The following is a 20,050-nucleotide window of genomic DNA, read 5'->3' as shown; positions in this document are numbered from 1 at the left end:
TCCATCGACTCAAGTCTTACGGACAGCGCGAGAAACCATGGCGGATGAGAGACTTCCACGCGATCCCCTGAAGCGCGAGGCCGCGATCGCGGCCGCGCGGCCGGAGGTGCCGGCGCGGCCGTTCGTCCATCTTCGCGTGCACTCGGCCTATTCGCTGCTGGAAGGCGCGCTTCAGCTTGGCAAGATCGTTGGCCACGCGGTGAAAGACGAGGCGCCGGCCATCGCTGTGACCGACACCAACAATTTGTTCGGCGCCTTGGAGTTCGCCCAGAAGGCGGTGAAGGACGGCATCCAGCCGATCATCGGCTGCCAGATCGCGCTCGCCTTTTCCGGCGAAAACAGCGACGGCCAGCGTGACCGTCGTCGGCAAGGTCCCGATATGCGGCCGGTCGTGCTGATCGCGGCGACCGAAACCGGCTATTCCAATCTCGTCCGGCTGGTCAGCCGCGTTTACCTTGAAACACCGCCCGGCGAAGCGGTGCACCTGACCACCGAAATGATGGATGGCCAATGTGACGGCCTGATTTGTCTTAGTGGCGGGCCGCGCGGCCCGATCGGCATGGCCCTGAAGGAAGATCGCCGCGATCTTGCCGAAGCGCGGCTGGTAACGCTCAAGGCGATGTTCGGCGACCGGCTCTATGTCGAGCTGGACCGGGTTTCGGGGTACGACCGGATGATCGAGAAATCCTCGATCGATCTCGCCTATGCCCATGAATTGCCGCTGGTTGCCACCAACGAGGCCTTCTTCTCGTCGCGCGACGAGTATGAGGCGCATGATGCGTTGATCGCCATCGCCGAGGGGTCGGTTGTCGCCGTCGACACCCGCCGCCGGCTGTCGCCGGACAATTTCCTGCGCAGCCAGGCCGATATGGCGAAATTGTTCGCCGACCTGCCTGAAGCCATCGACAACACTGTCGAGATCGCGCTGCGCTGCTCCTACTATCCAAAAACCCGCAGTCCGATCCTGCCGCGTTTCACGGGCGGCGATGCCTCCGACAAGGACGCCGCCGAAAAGGCCGAGGCCGAGGAACTGGCCCGTCAGGCGCGCGAGGGGCTCGATGCACGGCTCGCCCTGCACGGACCGACACCGGGCTACACGATCGAGCAGTATCGTGAGAGGCTCGAATTCGAGCTTGGCATCATCGAGAAAATGAAATTCCCCGGCTACTTCCTGATCGTTGCCGACTTCATCAAATGGGCCAAGGCGCAAGGCATTCCGGTCGGGCCGGGGCGTGGTTCGGGCGCTGGTTCGCTGGTTGCCTATTCGACCACCATCACCGACATCGATCCGCTGCGTTTCTCGCTGCTGTTCGAACGCTTCCTCAATCCGGACCGCGTGTCGATGCCCGATTTCGACATCGATTTCTGCCAGGACCGTCGCGAAGAGGTGATCCGCTACGTCCAGCAGAAATACGGCCGCGACCAGGTCGGTCAGATCATCACTTTCGGTACGCTGCAGGCGCGCGCCGTGCTGCGCGACGTCGGCCGCGTGCTGCAGATGCCGTACGGCCAGGTCGACAAGCTTTCGAAAATGGTGCCGCAGAACCCGGCCAATCCGGTCAAGCTCGCCGATGCCATCGCCAACGAGCCGCGCTTTGCCGAGGAGGCTGAGAAAGAGCCGATCGTGCAGACGCTGCTCGACATGGCGCAGAAACTGGAGGGCCTCTACCGCCACGCCTCGACGCACGCCGCCGGCATCGTCATCGGCGACAGACCGTTGTCGGAACTGGTGCCGATGTACCGCGATCCGCGCTCGGACATGCCTGTCACCCAGTTCAACATGAAATATGTCGAGCAGGCGGGGTTGGTGAAGTTCGACTTCCTCGGCCTGAAGACGCTGACGGTGCTGGAGACGGCCGTCAAGTTGATCCGCCGGCGCGGCATCGATATCGATCTGGCAACCATCCCGCTCGACGATCCCGAGACCTATGCGATGCTGTCGCGCGGCGAGGTGGTCGGCGTGTTCCAGGTGGAAAGTGCCGGCATGCGCAAGGCGCTGATCGGCATGCGGCCCGACTGCATCGAGGACATCATCGCGCTGGTTGCCCTCTACCGGCCGGGACCGATGGAGAACATCCCGACCTACAACGCCAGAAAGCATGGCGAGGAGGAGATGGCCTCGATCCATCCCAAGATCGACCATCTGGTGAAGGAGACGCAAGGCGTCATCGTCTACCAGGAACAGGTGATGCAGATCGCGCAGGAGCTGTCCGGCTATTCGCTCGGCGAAGCCGACCTTCTGCGGCGCGCCATGGGCAAGAAGATCCGCGCCGAGATGGACAAGCAGCGCGAACGCTTTGTCTCCGGCGCGGTCGAGCGCGGCGTCGCAAAGCCGCAAGCCGACTTCATTTTCGACCTGCTGGCAAAGTTCGCCGACTACGGTTTCAACAAGTCTCATGCGGCCGCCTACGCTGTCGTCTCCTACCAGACCGCCTATCTCAAGGCGCATTATCCGGTCGAGTTCCTGGCAGCGTCGATGACGCTAGACATGGGTAACACCGACAAGCTCGCCGACTTCCGCCAGGATGCGCTGCGCCTTGGCATCGAAGTCCTGGCGCCGTCAGTGATGACGAGTTTCCGTGCCTTCGAGGTCGGGGAGAACCGGATCTATTATTCGATGGCCGCGCTGAAGGGCGTCGGCGATGCCGCGGTGGAGCACATCGTCGCCGTTCGCGGCGAAAAGCCGTTCAAGAGCCTGGCCGATTTCTGCGAGAGGGTCGACCCGAAGATCGTCGGCAAACGGGTTTTCGAAAGCCTGATCATGGCCGGCGCGCTCGACTGCTTCGGCCACGACCGCGCCCAGATGTTGGCCGGCGTCGAGCGGATGATGGGGCTGGCGTCGCTCGCCCAGCAGAACGCCGTTTCGGGTCAGGCCGACATCTTCGGCGCCTCGCTCGGCGCACAGTCGCAGGCGCTCAATCTGCCGGCGACCGATCCGTGGCTCGCTGCCGACCGCCTGCACCGCGAGTTCCAGGTCGTCGGCTTCTATCTCTCGGCGCATCCGCTCGACGAGTACAAGGCGGCGCTGCAGAAGATGCGGGTGCAGAACTGGGCGGAGTTCTCCGCCGCCGTCAAGCGCGGTGCTTCCGCCGGCCGGCTTGCCGGCACCGTTACCAGCAAGCAGGAGCGCAAGACGCGCACCGGCAACAAGATGGGCGTGGTGGCCTTTTCGGACACCTCCGGCCAATACGAGGCCGTATTGTTTTCAGAAGGTTTGGCCCAGTATCGCGACCTCCTCGAAGCCGGCCGCTCGGTTGTCATCACTGTCGCGGCGGAGGACAGGCCCGAGGGCGTCAACCTGCGCATCAACTCCGTGCAATCGCTGGAGGACGAGGCAAGCCGCATCCAGAAGGCGCTGCGCATCTTCGTCAGGAACGATGGACCTGCCTCGATGATCCAATCCCAACTCACGCAGCGGGGTGAAAGCCAGGTGAGCATCATCGTGATCAAGGAAGAGGCGCAGGGCGAGGTCGAGATCGCTCTGCAAGGCGGCTATCGCGTCTCGCCACAGATCGCCTCGGCAATGCGCGCCGTGCCGGGCGTGATTGAAGTGGAACTGGTGTGATCTGCGCGCTTACCAGGCGGCACTCCGCGGGCCGGCACCGGCTGCTCATGCCAGCATGAAGGCCAAGGAGAGGCGTCCATCGCAGAACCTTTCCGCGACGGCGCGATTACGCGACAGGCTGCGCAGGCTCTATCACGGACGCTCGCCGGCCGCGTTCCGGTTCCAACTGGTGGCTGTCATCATCGACCTCGCCATCATCGCTTTTTTCATCGCCACCCCGGTCATCCAGCAGTCGCCCTCGTTTCTGTGGCTAGACTATGCCGTGGCGGCTCTCGTCGCCGCCGATCTGATTGCCAGGCTGCTCGCCTCCAACGACATGCTGCGCCTGACGAAGCAGCCGACCTTTTGGGTGGATGCCTTCATCCTTCTGACGCTGCTGATGCCGACGGCTCTCGCGAGCCTCGGCTTTCTGCGCATCCTGCGGCTATGGTCGCTGTCGCGCAGCGGTTCGATCTGGCGGCATTTCGAGATGCGTGGCCTGCGGCCCTGGCGCGAGGCAAGCCACGCGGTGATCAACCTTTTGACCTTTCTCTTTGTCATCACGGGCTTCGTCTACACGTTCTTTTTTCGCAACGGAGCCGGACTGGAAAACTACATCGACGCGCTTTACTTCACCGTCGCGACCGTGACGACGACAGGCTTCGGAGACATCGTGCTGCCGGGCATCGCCGGCAAGCTGACGGCGATCGTAACCATGATCATCGGCATATCGCTGTTCGTCAGGCTGGCGCAGGCGATCTTTCGGCCGGCCAAGGTGTTCTTTCCCTGTCCGCAATGCGGGTTGCAGCGTCACGAGCCGGACGCCGTACACTGCAAGGCGTGCGGACACGTGCTCAACATTCCAGACGAAGGGAACTGACTGGCAACGCTATGACGCCGCGACTTCTGCCGGCTTGACTGCCTTGCGCTGCAAGTTGAGCAGATTGCCCATCAGGATCAGCAATGCACCGCCAGCGGTGAAGGCGTCGATCTGCTCGCTGTAAAGCAGCCAGCCGATGAGCGCCGACAACGGTACACGCAGGAAATCCATCGGCGAAATGACGGTGGCGTCGGCATAGCCAAGCGCACGGGCCATGCAAAAATGCGACGACATGCCGGTGAAGGCGATCAGCACGATCCATGGCCACAGTTCCAGCGGCGGGTTGCGCCACTCGTAAAGGGCTGGAACGAGGCCGACCACCGACTGGATGATCAGCATCCAGAAGATAATGCGCACGACGCTGTCCGTCCGCGTCAGCGACTTGACCAGGACCACCGAGATGCCGAAGCAAACCGCGGCGCCGAGCACGATGAGATGGCCCGGATCGACCGAGCCCACACCGGGGCGAACGATGATTACCACCCCGATCAGGCCCAGCACGATCGCGGCAAGCTTTGGCCGGGACAACCTTTCACCAAGAAAGGTCACCGCCAGGATAGCCGTCCAGATCGGTGTGGTGAATTCGATCGAAATCAGCACGGCCAACGGAATCAAGGTCAATGCGTAGAGCCATGCCGCCTGCCCGGTATAGTGGATGACGTTTCTGGCGATATGAGCGACGGGCCGCTGCGTGCGCATCGCCGCGAAGCCGCCGCTCATCATCACCAGCGGCAGCAGAATGAAGAACCCGATGACCGAGCGCAGTTCCAGCACCTGGAAGACGTTGAGCTCGGCGGTCGTGGCGCGGCCGGCGACCGACATCGCCAGGAACGAGGCGATCGACAGCGCCATCCAGAAAGCGGCCTTGGGGATCGAGGGGGTAGGTGCCATGTCAGCTATCTCGCAAGCCGGGGTTTTTGCCGCAACCACTAGCCGCCGCATTTGACTGGGCCAGAGATATTGGCGCGACGTTGCAAAACAGCCCTGTCGCGGGCGGAACCTGACATGGCAAGCCGCGTTGAGTCGCGATGTCCGCTTGAGCATCACCGATCGCCGTTCCACCCGTCACAAGGAGACCTTCGATGACATTACTCACGCGGTTTGTGCTTGCCGGGTGCCTGGCCGTCGCGGCCACAGCCGCGCATGCGGACGAGAGCAAATTTCTCCAATCCTTCAAGGGCAATTTCGCCGGCAAGGGAACCGTTCAGGTGACGACGCAGGCGCCAACGGTCAGCGTTTCCTGCACGTTCAAATCGAATGCGACATCGTCTTCGCTGTCCCTCGACGGCAACTGCCGCGGCCTGATCCTGGTGACACGCGCCATCAGTGCTCGCCTGAAGACCAGCGGCGCCAAATACAGCGGTGTCTATGTGGGATCGCGCACCGGACCGGCGCAGTTGAACGGAAGCCGTTCCGGCAATGCGATAAACCTCGCCATCCGCTGGGCCAAGGAGGTCAATGGCGACCGCGCCGCGCAGCTTACCGTGCAGAAAAACGGTGCGGACGGCATAGTCTTGACCGTGGTCGACCGCGATCCCAAGACCGGCAAGAGCGTGGTGACCAGCCGCATCGATCTTCGACGCAGCTGATCGGGTTCAATCTTCCAGCGGCTCCGGCGGATGGGCGTCGCGGCCCTTGCCGAAGGTGTAGCCGGTTTGCACCGCCTTGCGGCCGAACTTGTCGCGTAGTGCATCGATGGCGCCTTCGGCCATGGCGCGCTTGCGCGACTGCACATCGACCAAATCCGGCGGATCGGCCTTATCATCGTCGGAGAGGTCGCTGACGCCGATGCCGAGCAATCGGAATTTCGTTCCGTCGGTCTCCTTGCGAAGAAGTTCCACGCCGGTCGAAAAGATGCGGTCGGCGAGGCGGGTCGGGTCGCCGAGCTGACGGTTGCGCGTGCGGAGCCTGAAGTCCTGGGTCTTCAGCTTCAGCACCACGGTGCGCCCCGCAATGCCTGATTTCTTCAGCCTCGCCGAGACTTTTTCCGAAAGGCCCCTCAGCACCGAGACAAGCTCGTCCAGTGAGGCGATATCGGTGTCGAAAGTGGTTTCGGCCGATACGCTCTTGGCGTCCTGGTCTGGGTCGACGCGGCGGACATCCTCACCGCGCGAAAGCCGGTAGAGCCGTTCGCCCATCACCCCATAGCGGCGCATCAGGTCGCCACGCTCCATCTTCTGGAGCTGGCCGATCGTGCGGATGCCATCCTGTTCCAGCGTGGCGTTGAACGCCTTGCCGACGCCCCAGATCATGGTCACCGGCTGCGTGGCCAGAAAGCCGACCGCCTCCGCCTCGCCGATGACGGAAAAGCCGCGCGGTTTGCGGAAATCGGACGCTATCTTGGCGAGGAATTTGCAATAGGACAGGCCTGATGAAACGGTGATGCCGATCTCCTTCTCCACCGCCAGCGAAAAGCGCGCCAGCACCACGGCCGGTGGCAGTCCGTGCAGGCGCTCGGTGCCGGCGAGGTCGAGGAAGGCCTCATCGATCGACAACGGCTCGACCAGCGGTGTCAAAGCCTGCATCATGGCGCGCACCTCGCGGCCGACGGCCACGTACTTTTCCATGTTGGGCGCGATCACGACCGCCTCCGGGCAGGCCTCGAGCGCCTTGAACATCGGCATGGCGGAGCGCACGCCGCGGATGCGAGCGATGTAGCAGGCGGTGGAGACGACACCGCGCTTGCCGCCGCCGATGATCAGCGGCTTGTCCTTGAGCGCAGGGTTGTCGCGCTTCTCGATGGCCGCGTAGAAGGCGTCGCAATCGATATGGGCGAGGTGCAGCCGGTAAAGCTCGGGATGGCGGGCAAGACGAGGGCTGCCGCAGCGTTCGCAACGGCGCGTTTCACTGCGCTGAAAGGTCAGGCAGTCACGACAAAAACCGTGGTCGGGATTGTTGACAGGGGTCGCCATCGCTGCGAACATAAAGAGAACAAATCCAATGGTACGACAGCGCAAGGCCAGCGACAAGCCTGGCCTGGGGAGAACGCATGAGCACGACCGTAGTGCCGCTGGCGCCAGAGCTCTGGCCTGAATTCGAGGACCTTTTCGGCAAGCAGGGCGCCTGCTACGGCTGCTGGTGTACGCATTTCCGGCTGGCGCCGGCGGCGCGGCGCGAGAGCAGCCGTGAACGCAACAAGGATCACATCAAGGCGCGCATCGAGGCCGGCCCGCCGCCCGGCCTGCTGGCTTTCGAGGACGATAAGGCGGTCGGCTGGATGCAGATCGGGCCACGCGCCGACGTGCCCGAATGGAACAACAAGGGCAGGGGCTCGGCGCCGATCGATTCCGCCGATGCGTCCGATCCGGCCGTTTGGGCGATCTCATGCTTTTTCATCCGCGCCAAGGCGCGCGGCAGGGGCATCACGCACCGCCTCGTCGAAGGCGGCATCGAGTTCGCCCGCAGGAACGGGGCGCGGCTCGTAGAGGCCTGCCCGATCGACCTGTCGCGCGATTCGCGTTCGATCGGCCTGTTTGTCGGGTCATCGGGAGTGTTCGAGAAAGCCGGGTTCGAAAGGCTTGTGGAGCGCAAGGCCGGTCGGCCGCTGATGCGGCTGGTGTTGAAGCCGATTGCCTGACTGTCATCGTCTTGCAGTCGCGATGGTATTTCCCTACCAGAGATACGAAACCATTTTTGCCTTTTCGACGAACGGAGAATTCCCGTGAACCGTATGCTGCCTATTGCCTTTACCGCGTTCCTGCTGAGCGCGCCTGCTTTCGGCCAGACCGTCGACAGTCAGGGCGCCAAGCAATTGTCCGATGATCTGTCGCGCTATGTCGGCAAACAGGCGCTCGACAAGGGCATCCTGAAGGTTTCGGCCGAAGGCGCCGCCTACAAGATCCTGGTTGATTTCAAGGCGCTGGCCAGCAGCTTTCCCGACCAGAAGCTGGTGAAATTCGACTTCGCGCCCTACGCCCTGCTGGTCAAGCCGCGCAGCGACGGGTCCTGGGATGTCTCGATGGATTTTTCGCAGAGCGCCTCCTTTGAATTCAACGGCCCTCAGGGAAAGCAGAGCACGCAGTTCTCGATCAAGGACGGCAAGGGCAACGGCGTCTACGATCCCAAGCTGGCGGCCTTCACCAGCGCCACGAGCTCGATGGCCGGAATGACGATGTCGTCGCAGGACGCCAAGCAAAAGATGGATGTGACCGCCGGTGCCGGCACCGTGACGCTTTCCGCGACCAAGGCGACCAATGGCGGCGTTGATTTCACGACGTCGCAAAAGATTTCGAACTTCGTCGAAGCGATAAAATTCAACGACGCCGAGAGCGGGCTGAATTTTCCCGTCACCGTGAAGTCGCCGGAATTTTCCGTGGAGGCCAGCGGCAAGGGCGTGCAGACCAAGCCTCTGCTCGATCTCCTGGCGTTTGCCGTGGCCAATGAGGACGAGAAGACGCTGAAGGCAAACCAGGCGCAGCTCAAGTCGCTTCTGCTTGCAGCGCTTCCGGTGTGGGAGCGTATCGACGGAACCTATGGCTTCAAGGACTTCGCGGTCGACAGCCCTATCGGCACGTTCGGAGCAACCCAGTTCGGCATAGCGTTCGGTTCCGACGGCGTCGCCCAGAACGGAAAGGTCAGCTATGGCATCAAGGCTTCGGGGCTGACCGTGCCGCAGCAGCTTTTGCCGAGCTGGAGCGTGGCGCTGCTGCCCACCGATATCGACCTGAATTTCGGCGGCGCCAACATCGATCTCGACAGCATGGCGAAGAAGGCCATCGAAGCCTTTGATCTCAACCAGGATCCGCCGCTGCCGGCCGAGTTCGGCGACCAGCTCAAAGCCGAATTCCTGGCCAAGACGCCGAAGGTCGTCATCGGCCACAGTACCGTGAAGAACAAGGACATGGAGATCGCGCTGGAAGGTGAGATGACAAGCTTCGGCCAGAAACCCGACGCAAATCTCACTGTCGACGTCGCCGGCTTCGACAAGGTCATGGAACATCTGCAGGAAGCGGCGAAGGCGGAGCCGGAGGTCGGGCAGTACGTGCCTATCGCTCTCATGGCGAAGGGTTTTGCCAAGACGCTGCCGGATGGCAAGCTGGAATGGGCTATCAACACCAAGGCCGACGGCTCGGTCACCGTCAACGGCGTCATGCTGAAGCCCGCCGACCCGGCGGTGGACGATAGCGTCGACGACGGTGACGGTTCGGACGATGAGAGCGGCGGCGACGATGGCGGTAGCGATAATGGCGGCGGCGCTAACGGCGGGGCAGGGGCGAAGCTCAATCCTTGAGTGTTCTGCCCTCGAGCAATTCCGGAACCGTTTTTTCGGTCCGGGATCGCACCAGAACGCCTGGATTAGAACCCCAGCGCGCCAGCGATCTTAGGCGCGGCTTCGTGCCAATCCTGGACGACGATGACATCGTCCGGGACCGATGGCAGGAACCTACGCAGCGAATTGTCGGCCATCAGATGGAAAAGATTTGCGTCGGCGACCGAGTCACGCACCGACGCCAGATTGGCTGGCTGATCGTCGACGAAGACCACCGGCCGCCCGCTCCTGCCGCGCAGTTTGGCTACCGCCGGCCCCTTGGCCATTTCGGTGGTCAGCAGCGGATAGGCTAGCCCCAGTGCATCGAGATGGGCGCGTCGCACGGCGCGATGCCGGTGCGGCATGGCTGTCAGCAATATGATTTCGGCACGGTCTCCAAGTCCGGTCAGGGCTTCCGCGGCGCCATCGGTGATGCTTTGCCAATCGGCTTGCGCGTCGAAGAAATCGCCCAGGAGTGCGGTGACTTCGGGTTGTTCGATCAGGCGGCCGCTGGCTGTCTCGGCAATGTTGCCGGTCAGCCGGAAGGACGCCAGCGTCAGGCCATAGCCGCGCGCCTTGAGGAAATGCGGGAAGGGCCGGATGAATTCGAGCACCACGTCGTCGACATCGAGCACCAGCAGCGGTCGGTCGTCAGCCGCCAGTTCCTCGATCTGGCGCGCGGTTTCGGGATCATCGCTCATGTGGAGTGCTCGTGATTGTCATCGCCAAGCGGCAAGGCGCGCAACGCCTTGCCGACAGCCGCTGGTGGCGTGCCGGTTTCCTCGGCGAAGCGCATCAAGGTCGGCTCGTGGGCAAGAATGAACTGCAGGACGCCGGCCAGGAAACCCGGCTCGCCGGCCGCCCGGCGGATCGAATGCGCCTCTATTCCCGTGATTGCCAGAAAGCGCGGTAAAAGCTCCGGATCGGCGGCAACGAAGCCCAGTGCCTTGACGGCAATGGTTTCCGCCTCTTCGCGCATTGACGCTGCGTTTGCCATCACTACCTTCGGTGCGTGGAATGAGTCTCTCCCGCAGTAATGGCAAGAATTGCTTGCGGCAAGCCATTAGCGTGTGGCGCGCCTTTTGGACGCGCAGGGAGGCGAGGCGGAATTCGTGCTGCTTTGCAGGCTTCGGGTTTCCGTTTCGTCAATCATATTGCCGTATAGTGCAGCAGGGTTTGGTGCGTTCAAGGAAAGAGCGCATGACGGCCACCTCCGGGTGGAGGACGGCCGGGACGGGATGCCGATGCCTAAGAAGGTCATGATCGTCGAGGACAATGAGCTCAACATGAAGCTCTTTCGAGACCTCATCGAAGCAAGCGGTTACGAGACGGTGCGCACCCGCAACGGTCTGGAGGCGCTCGACCTGGCGCGCCAGCACCGGCCGGACCTCATCCTGATGGACATCCAACTGCCCGAAGTGTCGGGACTGGAAGTGACCAAATGGCTGAAAGAGGACGACGATCTGCACGTCATCCCGGTGATTGCGGTGACTGCCTTCGCGATGAAAGGCGACGAGGAACGCATCCGCCAAGGCGGCTGCGAGGCGTATATTTCGAAGCCGATCTCGGTGCCGCGTTTCATCGAAACCATCAAATCTTATCTGGGCGATGCCTGATGTACCCTTCCAGCCGAGCCGGAGCGTTGTGAAATGACTGCGCGGATCCTCGTCGTCGACGACATCCCTGCCAATGTGAGGCTGCTGGAAGTCCGGCTGCTGGCCGAGTATTTCGAGGTTCTGACCGCCACCAATGGGGCCGATGCGATCGAGACCTGCGAGAACGGCAAGGTCGATGTCGTGCTGCTCGACGTAATGATGCCCGACATGGACGGATTCGAGGTCTGCCGGCGATTGAAGAGCGATCCGGCGACGTCGCACATTCCGGTGGTGATGATCACCGCGCTCGATCAGGTCACCGACCGCGTGCGCGGGCTCGAGGCCGGTGCCGACGATTTCCTGACCAAGCCGGTCAACGACTTGCAGCTGATGACGCGCGTCAAGAGCCTGGTCCGCCTGAAGTCGTTGACCGACGAGCTTCGGCTGCGCGCCTCGACCACGCGCAACATCGGCATCGAAGAACTTTTGAGCCGCAATTTCGCGTCCGAGGACACGACGCCGAAGGTGCTTTTGATCGACGAGCGCAAATCGTCGGTCGAGCGCATCCAGAAGATGCTGCGCGATCGTGCCGACCTCGACGTCACGGGCGATCCGCATGCCGGGTTCTTCCAGGCCGCGGAGACGCCCTATGAATGCGTGATGATCTCGACGGCCTTCGCCGATTTCGATCCGCTCAGGCTCTGCTCGCAACTGCGCTCGCTCGACCGCACCCGTTTCGTGCCGATCATCCTGCTGGCGGAGGAGGGCGAGGAGGAGCGCATCATCCGAGGGCTCGAACTCGGCATCAACGACTATCTGATGCGGCCGATCGACCAGCAGGAACTGACGGCGCGGCTGCGTACCCAGGTGCGCCGCAAGCGCTACAATGACCAATTGCGCGCCAGTGTCACCCAGACCATCGAAATGGCCGTGACCGACGGCCTCACCGGGCTGCACAATCGCCGCTATCTAGACAGCCATCTGCAGACGCTGTTCGATCGCGCCGTGGCGCGGCGCCGGCCGCTGTCGGTGATGATCACCGATCTCGACCGCTTCAAGTCCATCAATGATGCGCATGGGCATGACGGCGGCGACGAGGTGCTGCGCGAATTCGCGCGGCGGCTGCGCAAGAACGTCCGGGGTATCGACCTTGCCTGCCGGTTCGGCGGCGAGGAGTTCGTGGTGGTAATGCCCGATACCGACGGCGCAGTGGCCGAGAAGGTGGCCGAGCGCATTCGTGCCGAAATCGCCCAGATGCCGTTCGCCATCGGCGCCGAGGGCAAGACGATCGAGGTCACCGTCAGTGTTGGCGTGTCATCGGTGCTGAAGGGCGTGGACACGGTGGCGGCACTGATGAAACGCGCCGATCTCGCGCTCTACGAAGCCAAGAGCGGCGGCCGCAACCGCGTCGTTGCCAAGGCAGCCTGACGCTCCGGGCCCGATTATCCGGTCAACCCCAACAGGGTTACCCATTTACCTTAATCCAAGCGATTCGCGAGCCTTGGTTAAGAAACTGTTGATTTCCATAAGCTCTTGCGCAAATGTGAAGGCCAAGACGAAGCCGGCACGAGGTAGACAGCCGGCTCGATCCTCGAATACCCCATGATGCTCAGGTCCGCCGCATCTCCTGGGTCCGTGGGGTCGGCCGGCCGGCGCTGGCACATAGTGGCCTCCTCGTACCGCTGCCAAACGCCGACCGGCCCCCTTTGCCCGATATGACATCAGGAATCTGCGTCAAGCCCCGGAAGTGCCGGGGCTTTTTTGCGGCAGGTTCCCGCTTTTCTGGACTGTAACGGCTTCGGCTGCACTCTCGCGCGTTATTGCCTGGCAACGCCAAGACTTTTTCACCGCCATTGCATAAGGAGAAGGAGAGGAGCCAGCTCCTTCCATTTCATACATATGGCGCGCAAGGGGCTTGCGGCAAGACCCGGCTGTTCCCGTAGAACCACGACCCAGGTTAACGGAAACGGGAGTGGCGAAATGCCGGAATTGTTGCCAGGAGACCGAGTGCGTCGGGATCATGCCGTGGTGATCGCCGGAGGTGGTCCGACCGGGTTGATGCTGGCCGGCGAACTCGCATTGGCGGGCGTCGATGTGGCCATTGTCGAGCGGCGGCTAAACCAGGAACTCATCGGTTTGCGCGCGGGTGGCCTGCACGTCCGCACCATCGAGGTGCTCGACCAGCGCGGAATTGCCGACCGGTTCCTCTCGCAGGGACAGACATCGCCGTCGGTGGGCTTCCACATGACCCGGTTGGACATCAGCGACTTTCCCACGCGCCACAACTATCTGCTGGCGCTGCGGCAAAACCACATCGAGCGGATATTGGCCGACTGGATCAGCGAGTTCGGCGTGCCGATCTATCGCGGGCAGGACGTCACGGGCTTCGCACAGGATGATGGTGGCGTCGACATCGATCTGTCTGGCGGCCAGCGGTTGCGGACGCAGTATCTCGTCGGCTGCGACGGAGGACGCAGCATGATCCGCAAGGCCGCGGGGATTGCGTTCGATGGATGGGATCCGACGATGAGCTGGATAATCGCCGAGGTGGAGACGGCGAAGGAACCAGCATTGGGCTTTCGCAGTGACGCCCATGGTATCCATGCGATCGGCAAGATTGAGGAAGACGGCCGGGTGGGTATCGTGCTGACCGAGCGACAACTGACCATTGGTGGCGAACCGACACTGCGCGATCTCAGCGAGGCGCTTGTCGGTGTCTACGGCACCGATTACGGGGTCCACAGTCCGACCTGGATTTCCCGGTTCACCGACATGACGCGGCAGGCTGCCGCTTACCGCGACAGACGTGTTCTGCTGGCCGGTGACGCCGCGCATATCCATCCCCCAATGGGCGGACAGGGCCTCAATATCGGCGTGCAGGACGCGGTGAACCTGGGGTGGAAGCTGGCCCAGGTGGTCAGGCGGATGTCACTGGAAGGCCTGCTCGACAGCTACCATGCCGAACGCTATCCGGTCGCCGCCCGCGTGCTGCGCAACGCGATGGCGCAGGTCGCGCTTCGCCGGATGGATGCTCGCACCAAGGCCTTGAGCGACACATTCGCCGAACTGCTCGCCATGGATGGGCCACGCAAACGGATCGCCGCGGAGATGTCTGGCCTGGGTGTCCACTACGATCTCGGGGAGGGGCACGCGCTGCTTGGGCGACGAATACCCGACCTCGATCTCTCCACCGCTAATGGGCCGTTGCGACTGTTCACGTTGCTCCACGACGCGCGGCCGCTGCTCCTCAATTTCGGTGAGCCAGGCAGGCTGGACATTGCGCCTTGGGCCGACCGGATCCGGCAGATCGACGCATCGTATGCCGGTGCCTGGGAGCTTCCCGTACTCGGAATGGTCGCCGCACCCGATGCGGTCTTGATCCGGCCCGATGGATACGTGGCCTGGGTTGGCGTTGAGGATGGACAGGGATTGGCCGATGCGCTGACCAGATGGTTCGGACCGGATGCCGGAGCCGGGCGCCGCTCCGAACGCAGCGCGTCACCTTCACGGCCTGAAAGGCCGGCTGCCTCCTGACAAGCGATTGACAGGAGGTTCCATCTATGCAGAAATTGGTTGGACCATTGGACCACTTGGAGGAAATGTGGACCAGAACAGCCTGCCACCCATCCAGAGGACGGCGCGTGACGACGCCGTGCTGAAGGCATTGGTGGGCTTCGTCCGCGCCGAGGCCTTGCGGCCTGGCGAGCGACTGCCGACCGAGCGCATTCTAGCCGAACGGCTCAAGGTCAGCCGCAACACGGTGCGCGAGGCGCTGACGCGGTGGGAAGGATTGGGCCTGGTCGAACGCCGGCAAGGCAGCGGCACGTTTCTCAAGGCGGCCGTCTCGCCCGACATGCTGCATTTGCCGCTGACGCTGGCGGGCGGTAATGACTTCACCAGCCTGATGCAGACGCTGGAAATACGCCGCGCGCTGGAGGCGGAAGCAGCGGCACTGTGCGCCGAGCGGGCAAGCCCGGCCGACATTGCCGAGATCGAGGGCAAGCTCGATATCATGGAGCAGGCGTTTCGCACCCTTGATGGCATGTCGTCGGAAGAGGACTGGGAATTCCATCAGGCGATCTACCGGGTCTCCGGCAATCCACTGTTCGAACAGATCATCGCGGCCATGCACGAACTGTTCCATCGCTTCTGGGAGCATCCGCTCGGTGTGCGCGATTTCGGCCATGCCAGCTTTCCCTATCACCGCACCATCTACGAACGTATCGCCGCGCGGGATCCGCAGGGCGCCCGCGACGAGGCGCTCAAGCTCATCGCCACCGTCGAGGACGACCTCAAGCGCGGTGCGGCCAAACTCAAACTTTCGGACCTGAAATGAACGGGCATCCAGACGGTTTCGACCACGATTATCTCACCGAGGCGGCGACGCTTTTGGCGCATGACGAACCGTTTCCCGGCGGCGCCGTCGTGCCGCCGATCTACCAGACCTCGTTGTTCACTTTCGCCAATTATGCGGAAATGGCCGATACCTTTGCCGGCAAACGAAAGCAGCCGATCTATTCCCGCGGCGACAATCCGACGGTCATGGAGTTCGAGGCTCGTGTCGCCGCGCTCGAGGGTGCAGAGGCCGCACGCGCCTTCTCCAGCGGCATGGCGGCGATCAGCGCCACCGTGCTTGCCTTCGTCGGGGCGGGCGAGCGCATCGTTGCTGTACGCAACTGCTATGGCGATGCCTACCGGCTGTTCGAGCGGCTCCTGCCGCGGCTCAACATCAAGGTCGACTATATCGACGGTTCCGACCCGGACGCGGTCGCGGCGGCGCTTCCCGGCGCCAAGCTGCTCTATCTGGAAAGCCCGACCTCGATGGTGTTCGAGCTCCAGGACCTGCCGCATCTGACCCGGCTGGCAAAAGAGCAGGGCATCGTCACCACCATCGACAATTCCTGGGCGACGCCGGTGTTCCAGAAGCCGATCTTGCACGGCGTCGACCTCGTGCTGCACTCGGCCTCGAAATATCTCGGCGGCCACAGCGACACGGTCGCCGGCGTGGTGGCTGGCTCGGCAGCGCATATCAAGCAGATCAACGAGCAGACCTATTCCTATCTCGGCGGCAAGCTGTCGCCGTTCGAGGCCTGGCTTTTGCTGCGCGGCCTGCGCACGCTGCCGCTGCGCCTGCCGCACCATATGAAGAGCGGGCTTGCCATCGCCGAGCGGCTGAAGGCGCATGGCGATGTCGAGCGGGTGAACCATCCGGCCTATTCGAACCATCCGGGCAAGGCGACGCTTGCCGGCTATGGCGGGTTGTTCTCGTTCGAGGTTACCGAGGACATCGACATTCCCGTCTTCGTCGACGCGCTGAAATATTTCCGCATCGGCGTCAGCTGGGGTGGGCATGAGAGCCTGGTCGTACCGGCCAAGGCGTCGCTGGAGCAGACGCCAGGACTGAATTCGATGGCGCGCTTCGGCGTCAGCCCCCGAACCATCCGCTTCAATGTCGGATTGGAAAGTGTCGAGGATCTCTGGGCGGATGTCGCCCAGGCCCTCGAAAAAGCCAGAAAATAACAAGCGGGTTCAAAATGGGAGTCTTGAACATGAAAAAACTGACCGTCATGCTTGCCACCGTCGCGGGGCTGGCGATTTCCGCCGGTGGCGCGCTCGCCGATTCAACCCTGAAAATGGTCGAGGTGATCACCAGCCCGCCACGCACCGAATTCCTCAAGAAGCAGATCGCCGAGTTCGAGGCGGCCAATCCAGGCGTCAAGGTCGAACTGGTCTCGCTGCCCTGGGGCCAGGCTTTCGAGAAATTCCTGACCATGGTGCAGGCCGGTGACACGCCCGATGTGGTCGAGATGCCGGAACGCTGGGTGGGGCTTTACGCCAACAATGCCCAGCTCGAGGATCTCGGCCCCTATATGGCCAAGTGGGACGACGCCAAGACGCTCGGCGACCGCGCCAAACAGTTCGGCTCGACGGTCAACAACACCCAGTTCATGATCCCCTATGGCTACTATGTGAACGCGCTGTTCTGGAACAAGAAGCTGTTCAAGGAGGCTGGTCTTGACGGCCCACCAGCGACGCTCGACGAGTTTGTCGCCGATTCCAAGAAGATCTCGGCCCTTCCCGGAAAATACGGCTACTGCCTGCGCGGCGGGCCGGGCGCCTTCAACGGCATGCACATGTTCATGAACATCGCTCAGGGCAAGGGCGGCTATTTCAACGAGGACGGCACCTCGACCATCAATGAAGAAGGCTCGGTCAAGGGCCTGCAGATGCTGGCCGACATGTACAAGAATGGTCTAGCGCCGAAGGATGCCGTAAGCTGGGGCTTCAACGAAACCGTCACCGGTTTCTACTCCGGCACTTGCGCCATGCTCAATCAGGATCCGGACGCGCTTCTCGGCATCGCCGACAAGATGAGCGCCGACGACTTCGCCGTGGCGCCGCTGCCGGTCGGACCAAGCGGAAAGTCCTATCCGACGCTCGGCTATGCCGGCTGGGCGATGTTCGCCAACTCGCAGCACAAGGATGATGCCTGGAAGCTGATGGCGACGCTTCTGTCGCCGAAGGACAATCTGGAATGGGCCAAGGAAGTCGGCGTCGTGCCGATCCACAACGGTGCCGACCAGGATCCCCATTTCAAGACCGAGCAGTTCAAGGGCTGGTTCACGGAACTCAGCGACAGCTCCAAATATGAAATGGTGACGCCGCCGACGCATCTGGAAAACCTCGGCAATTTCGTCGACCAGGTCGCGATCAAGAACTTCCAGGAAGTGCTGCTCGGCCAGAAGACGGCCAAGGAGGTCGCCGACCAGTGGGCTGCCTTCCTGACCAAGGAACAGCAGGACTGGCTGGCGAAGAACAAGAAGTAGCTTTTCTTCCCTTCTCCCCGTTCACGGGGAGAAGGTGGCCCGATAGGGCCGGATGAGGGGCTGCGCCAAGTTCTGAAAAGCTGGCGCCGCCCCTCATCTGCCTGCCGGCATCTTCTCCCCGTGAACGGGGAGAAGGACGCTCATTGTCCATCCCGCCGCTCCAGGGAGCCATTTCTCAGCCAAATGACCTATGCCGTATCCGAAATTCGGTCCGCAGCGGCGCCGCGAAAAAAGCGGCTCTCCTACGCGACGATCGAGCCTTGGCTCTACCTCAGCCCGGCGATCATCCTGCTGGTCGTGGTGCTGCTCGTGCCGCTGGTCATCGGCATCAGCTATTCCTTCCGCAAATTTTCGGCCTTCAAGTCCGAGTATGTCGGGCTCGGGCAGTATCAGGCGATGCTGTCGGACCAGGTGCTGGGCCAGGCGCTGATCAACACGTTGTGGTGGACGGCGGCCAGCCTGTTCTTCCAGTTCTTCCTCGGCCTTGGCCTGGCGTTGCTGCTCGACAAGCCTTTCCCAGGCCGCAAGGCGGTGCAGGCACTGGTCTTCCTGCCCTGGGCGGTGCCGTCCTTCCTGTCGGGCCTGACCTGGGCCTGGCTGTTCAACCCGATCGTCGGTCCGCTGCCGCACTGGCTGTTCGCCTTGGGGCTGAAGGCCGAACCGACCAACGTCCTGTCCGATCCCTCCACCGCCATGTGGGGGCCGATCATAGCCAATGTCTGGTTCGGCATTCCGTTCTTCGCCATAACGCTGCTGGCGGCGCTGAAGTCTATTCCCTCGGAACTGCATGAGGCGGCGGCGATCGACGGCGCTTCGCCGTGGCAACGTTTCACCAAGGTGACGCTGCCTTTCCTGGCCCCAACCATCGCCATCACGGTGATGTTGCGCACCATCTGGATCGCCACTTTCGCCGACCTGATCTTCGTCATGACCGAGGGCGGACCGGCCGGCTCGACCAACACGGTGCCGGTCTACATCTATGTCAGCGCCTTCAAGTCGCTGGACAAGGGCTATGCCTCGGCCGTGGCCGTGCTGCTGCTGGTCCTGCTCATCGCCTACGCGATCGTGCTCATCGCCATCCGCCGCTCGCTTGTGAGGCACGTCTGATGATTGCCGGACGCTCAGCATCACAGCGCTTCTTCGGTGGCATCGGCCTCTACGCCGCGATCGCCGCCTACGTCGTCTTCGCTCTGTTCCCGATTTACTGGACGCTGAAGATCTCGGTCACGCCGGAGCGGCTGCTCTATTCCGAAGGCATCACCTTCTGGCCGTCGCACATGACGTTGCAGAATTTCGTGACCGTGCTCGAAGCCACCGATTTCCCGCGCTATTTCCTCAACAGCGTCATCGTCTCGGTGTCGACGGCGGCACTGGTCACGGTCATCGCCACGCTCGCCGGCTACGCCATGTCCCGCTTCACCTTTCGCGGCAAGGCTGCACTGGCTCTCATGTTGCTGCTGACCCAGACCTTTCCGCTGGTGATGGTCATTCCGCCTATCTACCGCGTGATGGGGCAGATCGGCCTGATCAACAGCCTGACCGGGCTGATCATCATCTACACCGCCTTCAACACCGCCTTTGCCACCTTCCTGATGCAGTCCTTCTTCGACGGCATCCCCAAGGACCTGGAGGAGGCGGCGATGATCGACGGCTGCACGCGCGCGCAGGCGATGCGCAAGGTGATCGTGCCGCTGACGCTGCCCGGCATGGGCGCGACGCTGGGCTTCGTCTTTACCGCCGCCTGGAGCGAGCTGCTGTTCGCGCTGATGCTGATTTCCAGCGACGACCAGAAGACCTTCGCCGTCGGCCTGCTCACCTTCATCGGCAAGTTCGCCGTCGACTGGGGACAGATGATGGCGGCGTCGATCCTGGCGCTGATCCCGGTCTGCATCTTCTTCGCTTTCCTGCAACGCTATCTCGTCACCGGCCTTACCGCCGGCGCCGTCAAAGGATAGG

At 62.6% G+C, this 20,050-nt stretch carries 17 protein-coding genes; 13 read left to right on the top strand and 4 right to left on the bottom strand.

From position 1 onward, the window contains the following. The first annotated feature begins 37 nt into the window (after positions 1-37). Together dnaE and LB516_RS07730 are read left to right on the top strand one after the other, a co-directional pair. Entirely contained in the window at positions 38-3,565 is a 3,528-nt protein-coding gene (gene dnaE, locus LB516_RS07735) for a DNA polymerase III subunit alpha (RefSeq protein ID WP_224719269.1), read from the top strand. A 55-nt stretch (positions 3,566-3,620) separates the two neighbouring features. Beyond that, complete coding sequence (locus LB516_RS07730) at positions 3,621-4,424, top strand: potassium channel family protein (RefSeq protein WP_140661174.1); 804 nt, start codon at positions 3,621-3,623, stop codon at positions 4,422-4,424. 9 nt (positions 4,425-4,433) lie between these two features. Here the strand turns inward: LB516_RS07730 and LB516_RS07725 are convergent, their stop codons facing one another. Further along, positions 4,434-5,315 (bottom strand): DMT family transporter, encoded by an 882-nt coding sequence (locus LB516_RS07725; protein WP_140661175.1) that lies wholly within the window; start codon positions 5,313-5,315, stop codon positions 4,434-4,436. Between the two features lie 191 nt (positions 5,316-5,506). Between LB516_RS07725 and LB516_RS07720 the strand changes: the two genes are divergently transcribed. Next, positions 5,507-6,013: a hypothetical protein gene (locus LB516_RS07720; protein WP_015317615.1), complete on the top strand. Its 507-nt coding sequence runs from the start codon at positions 5,507-5,509 to the stop codon at positions 6,011-6,013. 6 nt (positions 6,014-6,019) lie between these two features. On the opposite strand, the gene LB516_RS07715 is transcribed toward LB516_RS07720, so the two are convergent. Next, positions 6,020-7,348: a DNA polymerase IV gene (locus LB516_RS07715; protein ID WP_041163442.1), complete on the bottom strand. Its 1,329-nt coding sequence runs from the start codon at positions 7,346-7,348 to the stop codon at positions 6,020-6,022. Between the two features lie 65 nt (positions 7,349-7,413). Here LB516_RS07715 and LB516_RS07710 point away from each other — a divergent pair, with 65 nt between their 5' ends. Next, positions 7,414-8,001, top strand: coding sequence for a GNAT family N-acetyltransferase (locus LB516_RS07710; RefSeq protein ID WP_224719268.1), 588 nt, complete (start codon positions 7,414-7,416; stop codon positions 7,999-8,001). Positions 8,002-8,094: 93 nt separating this feature from the next. Further along, the gene (locus LB516_RS07705) at positions 8,095-9,654 is read left to right on the top strand and encodes a hypothetical protein (protein WP_224719378.1); all 1,560 of its coding nucleotides are present in this window, start codon (positions 8,095-8,097) and stop codon (positions 9,652-9,654) included. A gap of 65 nt (positions 9,655-9,719) precedes the next feature. Here LB516_RS07705 and LB516_RS07700 read toward each other — a convergent pair whose 3' ends face one another. Both LB516_RS07700 and LB516_RS07695 read right to left on the bottom strand, forming a co-directional pair. Then, positions 9,720-10,373, bottom strand: coding sequence for a hypothetical protein (locus LB516_RS07700; protein ID WP_140616187.1), 654 nt, complete (start codon positions 10,371-10,373; stop codon positions 9,720-9,722). Continuing rightward, positions 10,370-10,669 carry a DUF3572 domain-containing protein gene (locus tag LB516_RS07695; RefSeq protein WP_140616189.1) on the bottom strand — a complete coding sequence of 100 codons (300 nt, stop codon included), beginning with the start codon at positions 10,667-10,669 and terminating at the stop codon, positions 10,370-10,372. The genes LB516_RS07700 and LB516_RS07695 overlap by 4 nt, the downstream gene beginning before the upstream one ends. Before the next feature lie 262 nt (positions 10,670-10,931). Here LB516_RS07695 and LB516_RS07690 point away from each other — a divergent pair, with 262 nt between their 5' ends. From LB516_RS07690 to LB516_RS07655, 8 genes are all read left to right on the top strand, one after another. Beyond that, positions 10,932-11,288, top strand: coding sequence for a response regulator (locus tag LB516_RS07690; RefSeq protein ID WP_280110242.1), 357 nt, complete (start codon positions 10,932-10,934; stop codon positions 11,286-11,288). A 33-nt stretch (positions 11,289-11,321) separates the two neighbouring features. Next, the gene (locus tag LB516_RS07685) at positions 11,322-12,695 is read left to right on the top strand and encodes a PleD family two-component system response regulator (protein ID WP_015317622.1); all 1,374 of its coding nucleotides are present in this window, start codon (positions 11,322-11,324) and stop codon (positions 12,693-12,695) included. Positions 12,696-13,247: 552 nt separating this feature from the next. Continuing rightward, on the top strand, positions 13,248-14,801 hold the full coding sequence (locus LB516_RS07680) for an FAD-dependent monooxygenase (RefSeq protein WP_224719267.1): 1,554 nt from the start codon (positions 13,248-13,250) through the stop codon (positions 14,799-14,801). Positions 14,802-14,868: 67 nt separating this feature from the next. Next, entirely contained in the window at positions 14,869-15,603 is a 735-nt protein-coding gene (locus LB516_RS07675; RefSeq protein WP_140616193.1) for a FadR/GntR family transcriptional regulator, read from the top strand. Then, complete coding sequence (locus tag LB516_RS07670; RefSeq protein ID WP_224719266.1) at positions 15,600-16,787, top strand: PLP-dependent transferase; 1,188 nt, start codon at positions 15,600-15,602, stop codon at positions 16,785-16,787. Before LB516_RS07675 ends, LB516_RS07670 begins: the two co-directional genes overlap by 4 nt. 29 nt (positions 16,788-16,816) lie before the next feature. Then, entirely contained in the window at positions 16,817-18,094 is a 1,278-nt protein-coding gene (locus LB516_RS07665; protein ID WP_224719265.1) for an ABC transporter substrate-binding protein, read from the top strand. Positions 18,095-18,277: 183 nt separating this feature from the next. After that, complete coding sequence (locus tag LB516_RS07660; RefSeq protein ID WP_015317627.1) at positions 18,278-19,201, top strand: carbohydrate ABC transporter permease; 924 nt, start codon at positions 18,278-18,280, stop codon at positions 19,199-19,201. Further along, on the top strand, positions 19,201-20,049 hold the full coding sequence (locus tag LB516_RS07655; protein WP_015317628.1) for a carbohydrate ABC transporter permease: 849 nt from the start codon (positions 19,201-19,203) through the stop codon (positions 20,047-20,049). Before LB516_RS07660 ends, LB516_RS07655 begins: the two co-directional genes overlap by 1 nt. The last annotated feature ends 1 nt before the right edge of the window (position 20,050 follow it).

Origin of the sequence: Mesorhizobium sp. CO1-1-7, assembly GCF_020164885.1 — a bacterium.
Classification (GTDB): domain Bacteria; phylum Pseudomonadota; class Alphaproteobacteria; order Rhizobiales; family Rhizobiaceae; genus Mesorhizobium; species Mesorhizobium australicum.
Note: the sequence above shows the minus strand (reverse complement) of the source record. Positions and strands in the feature narration are given on the sequence as shown.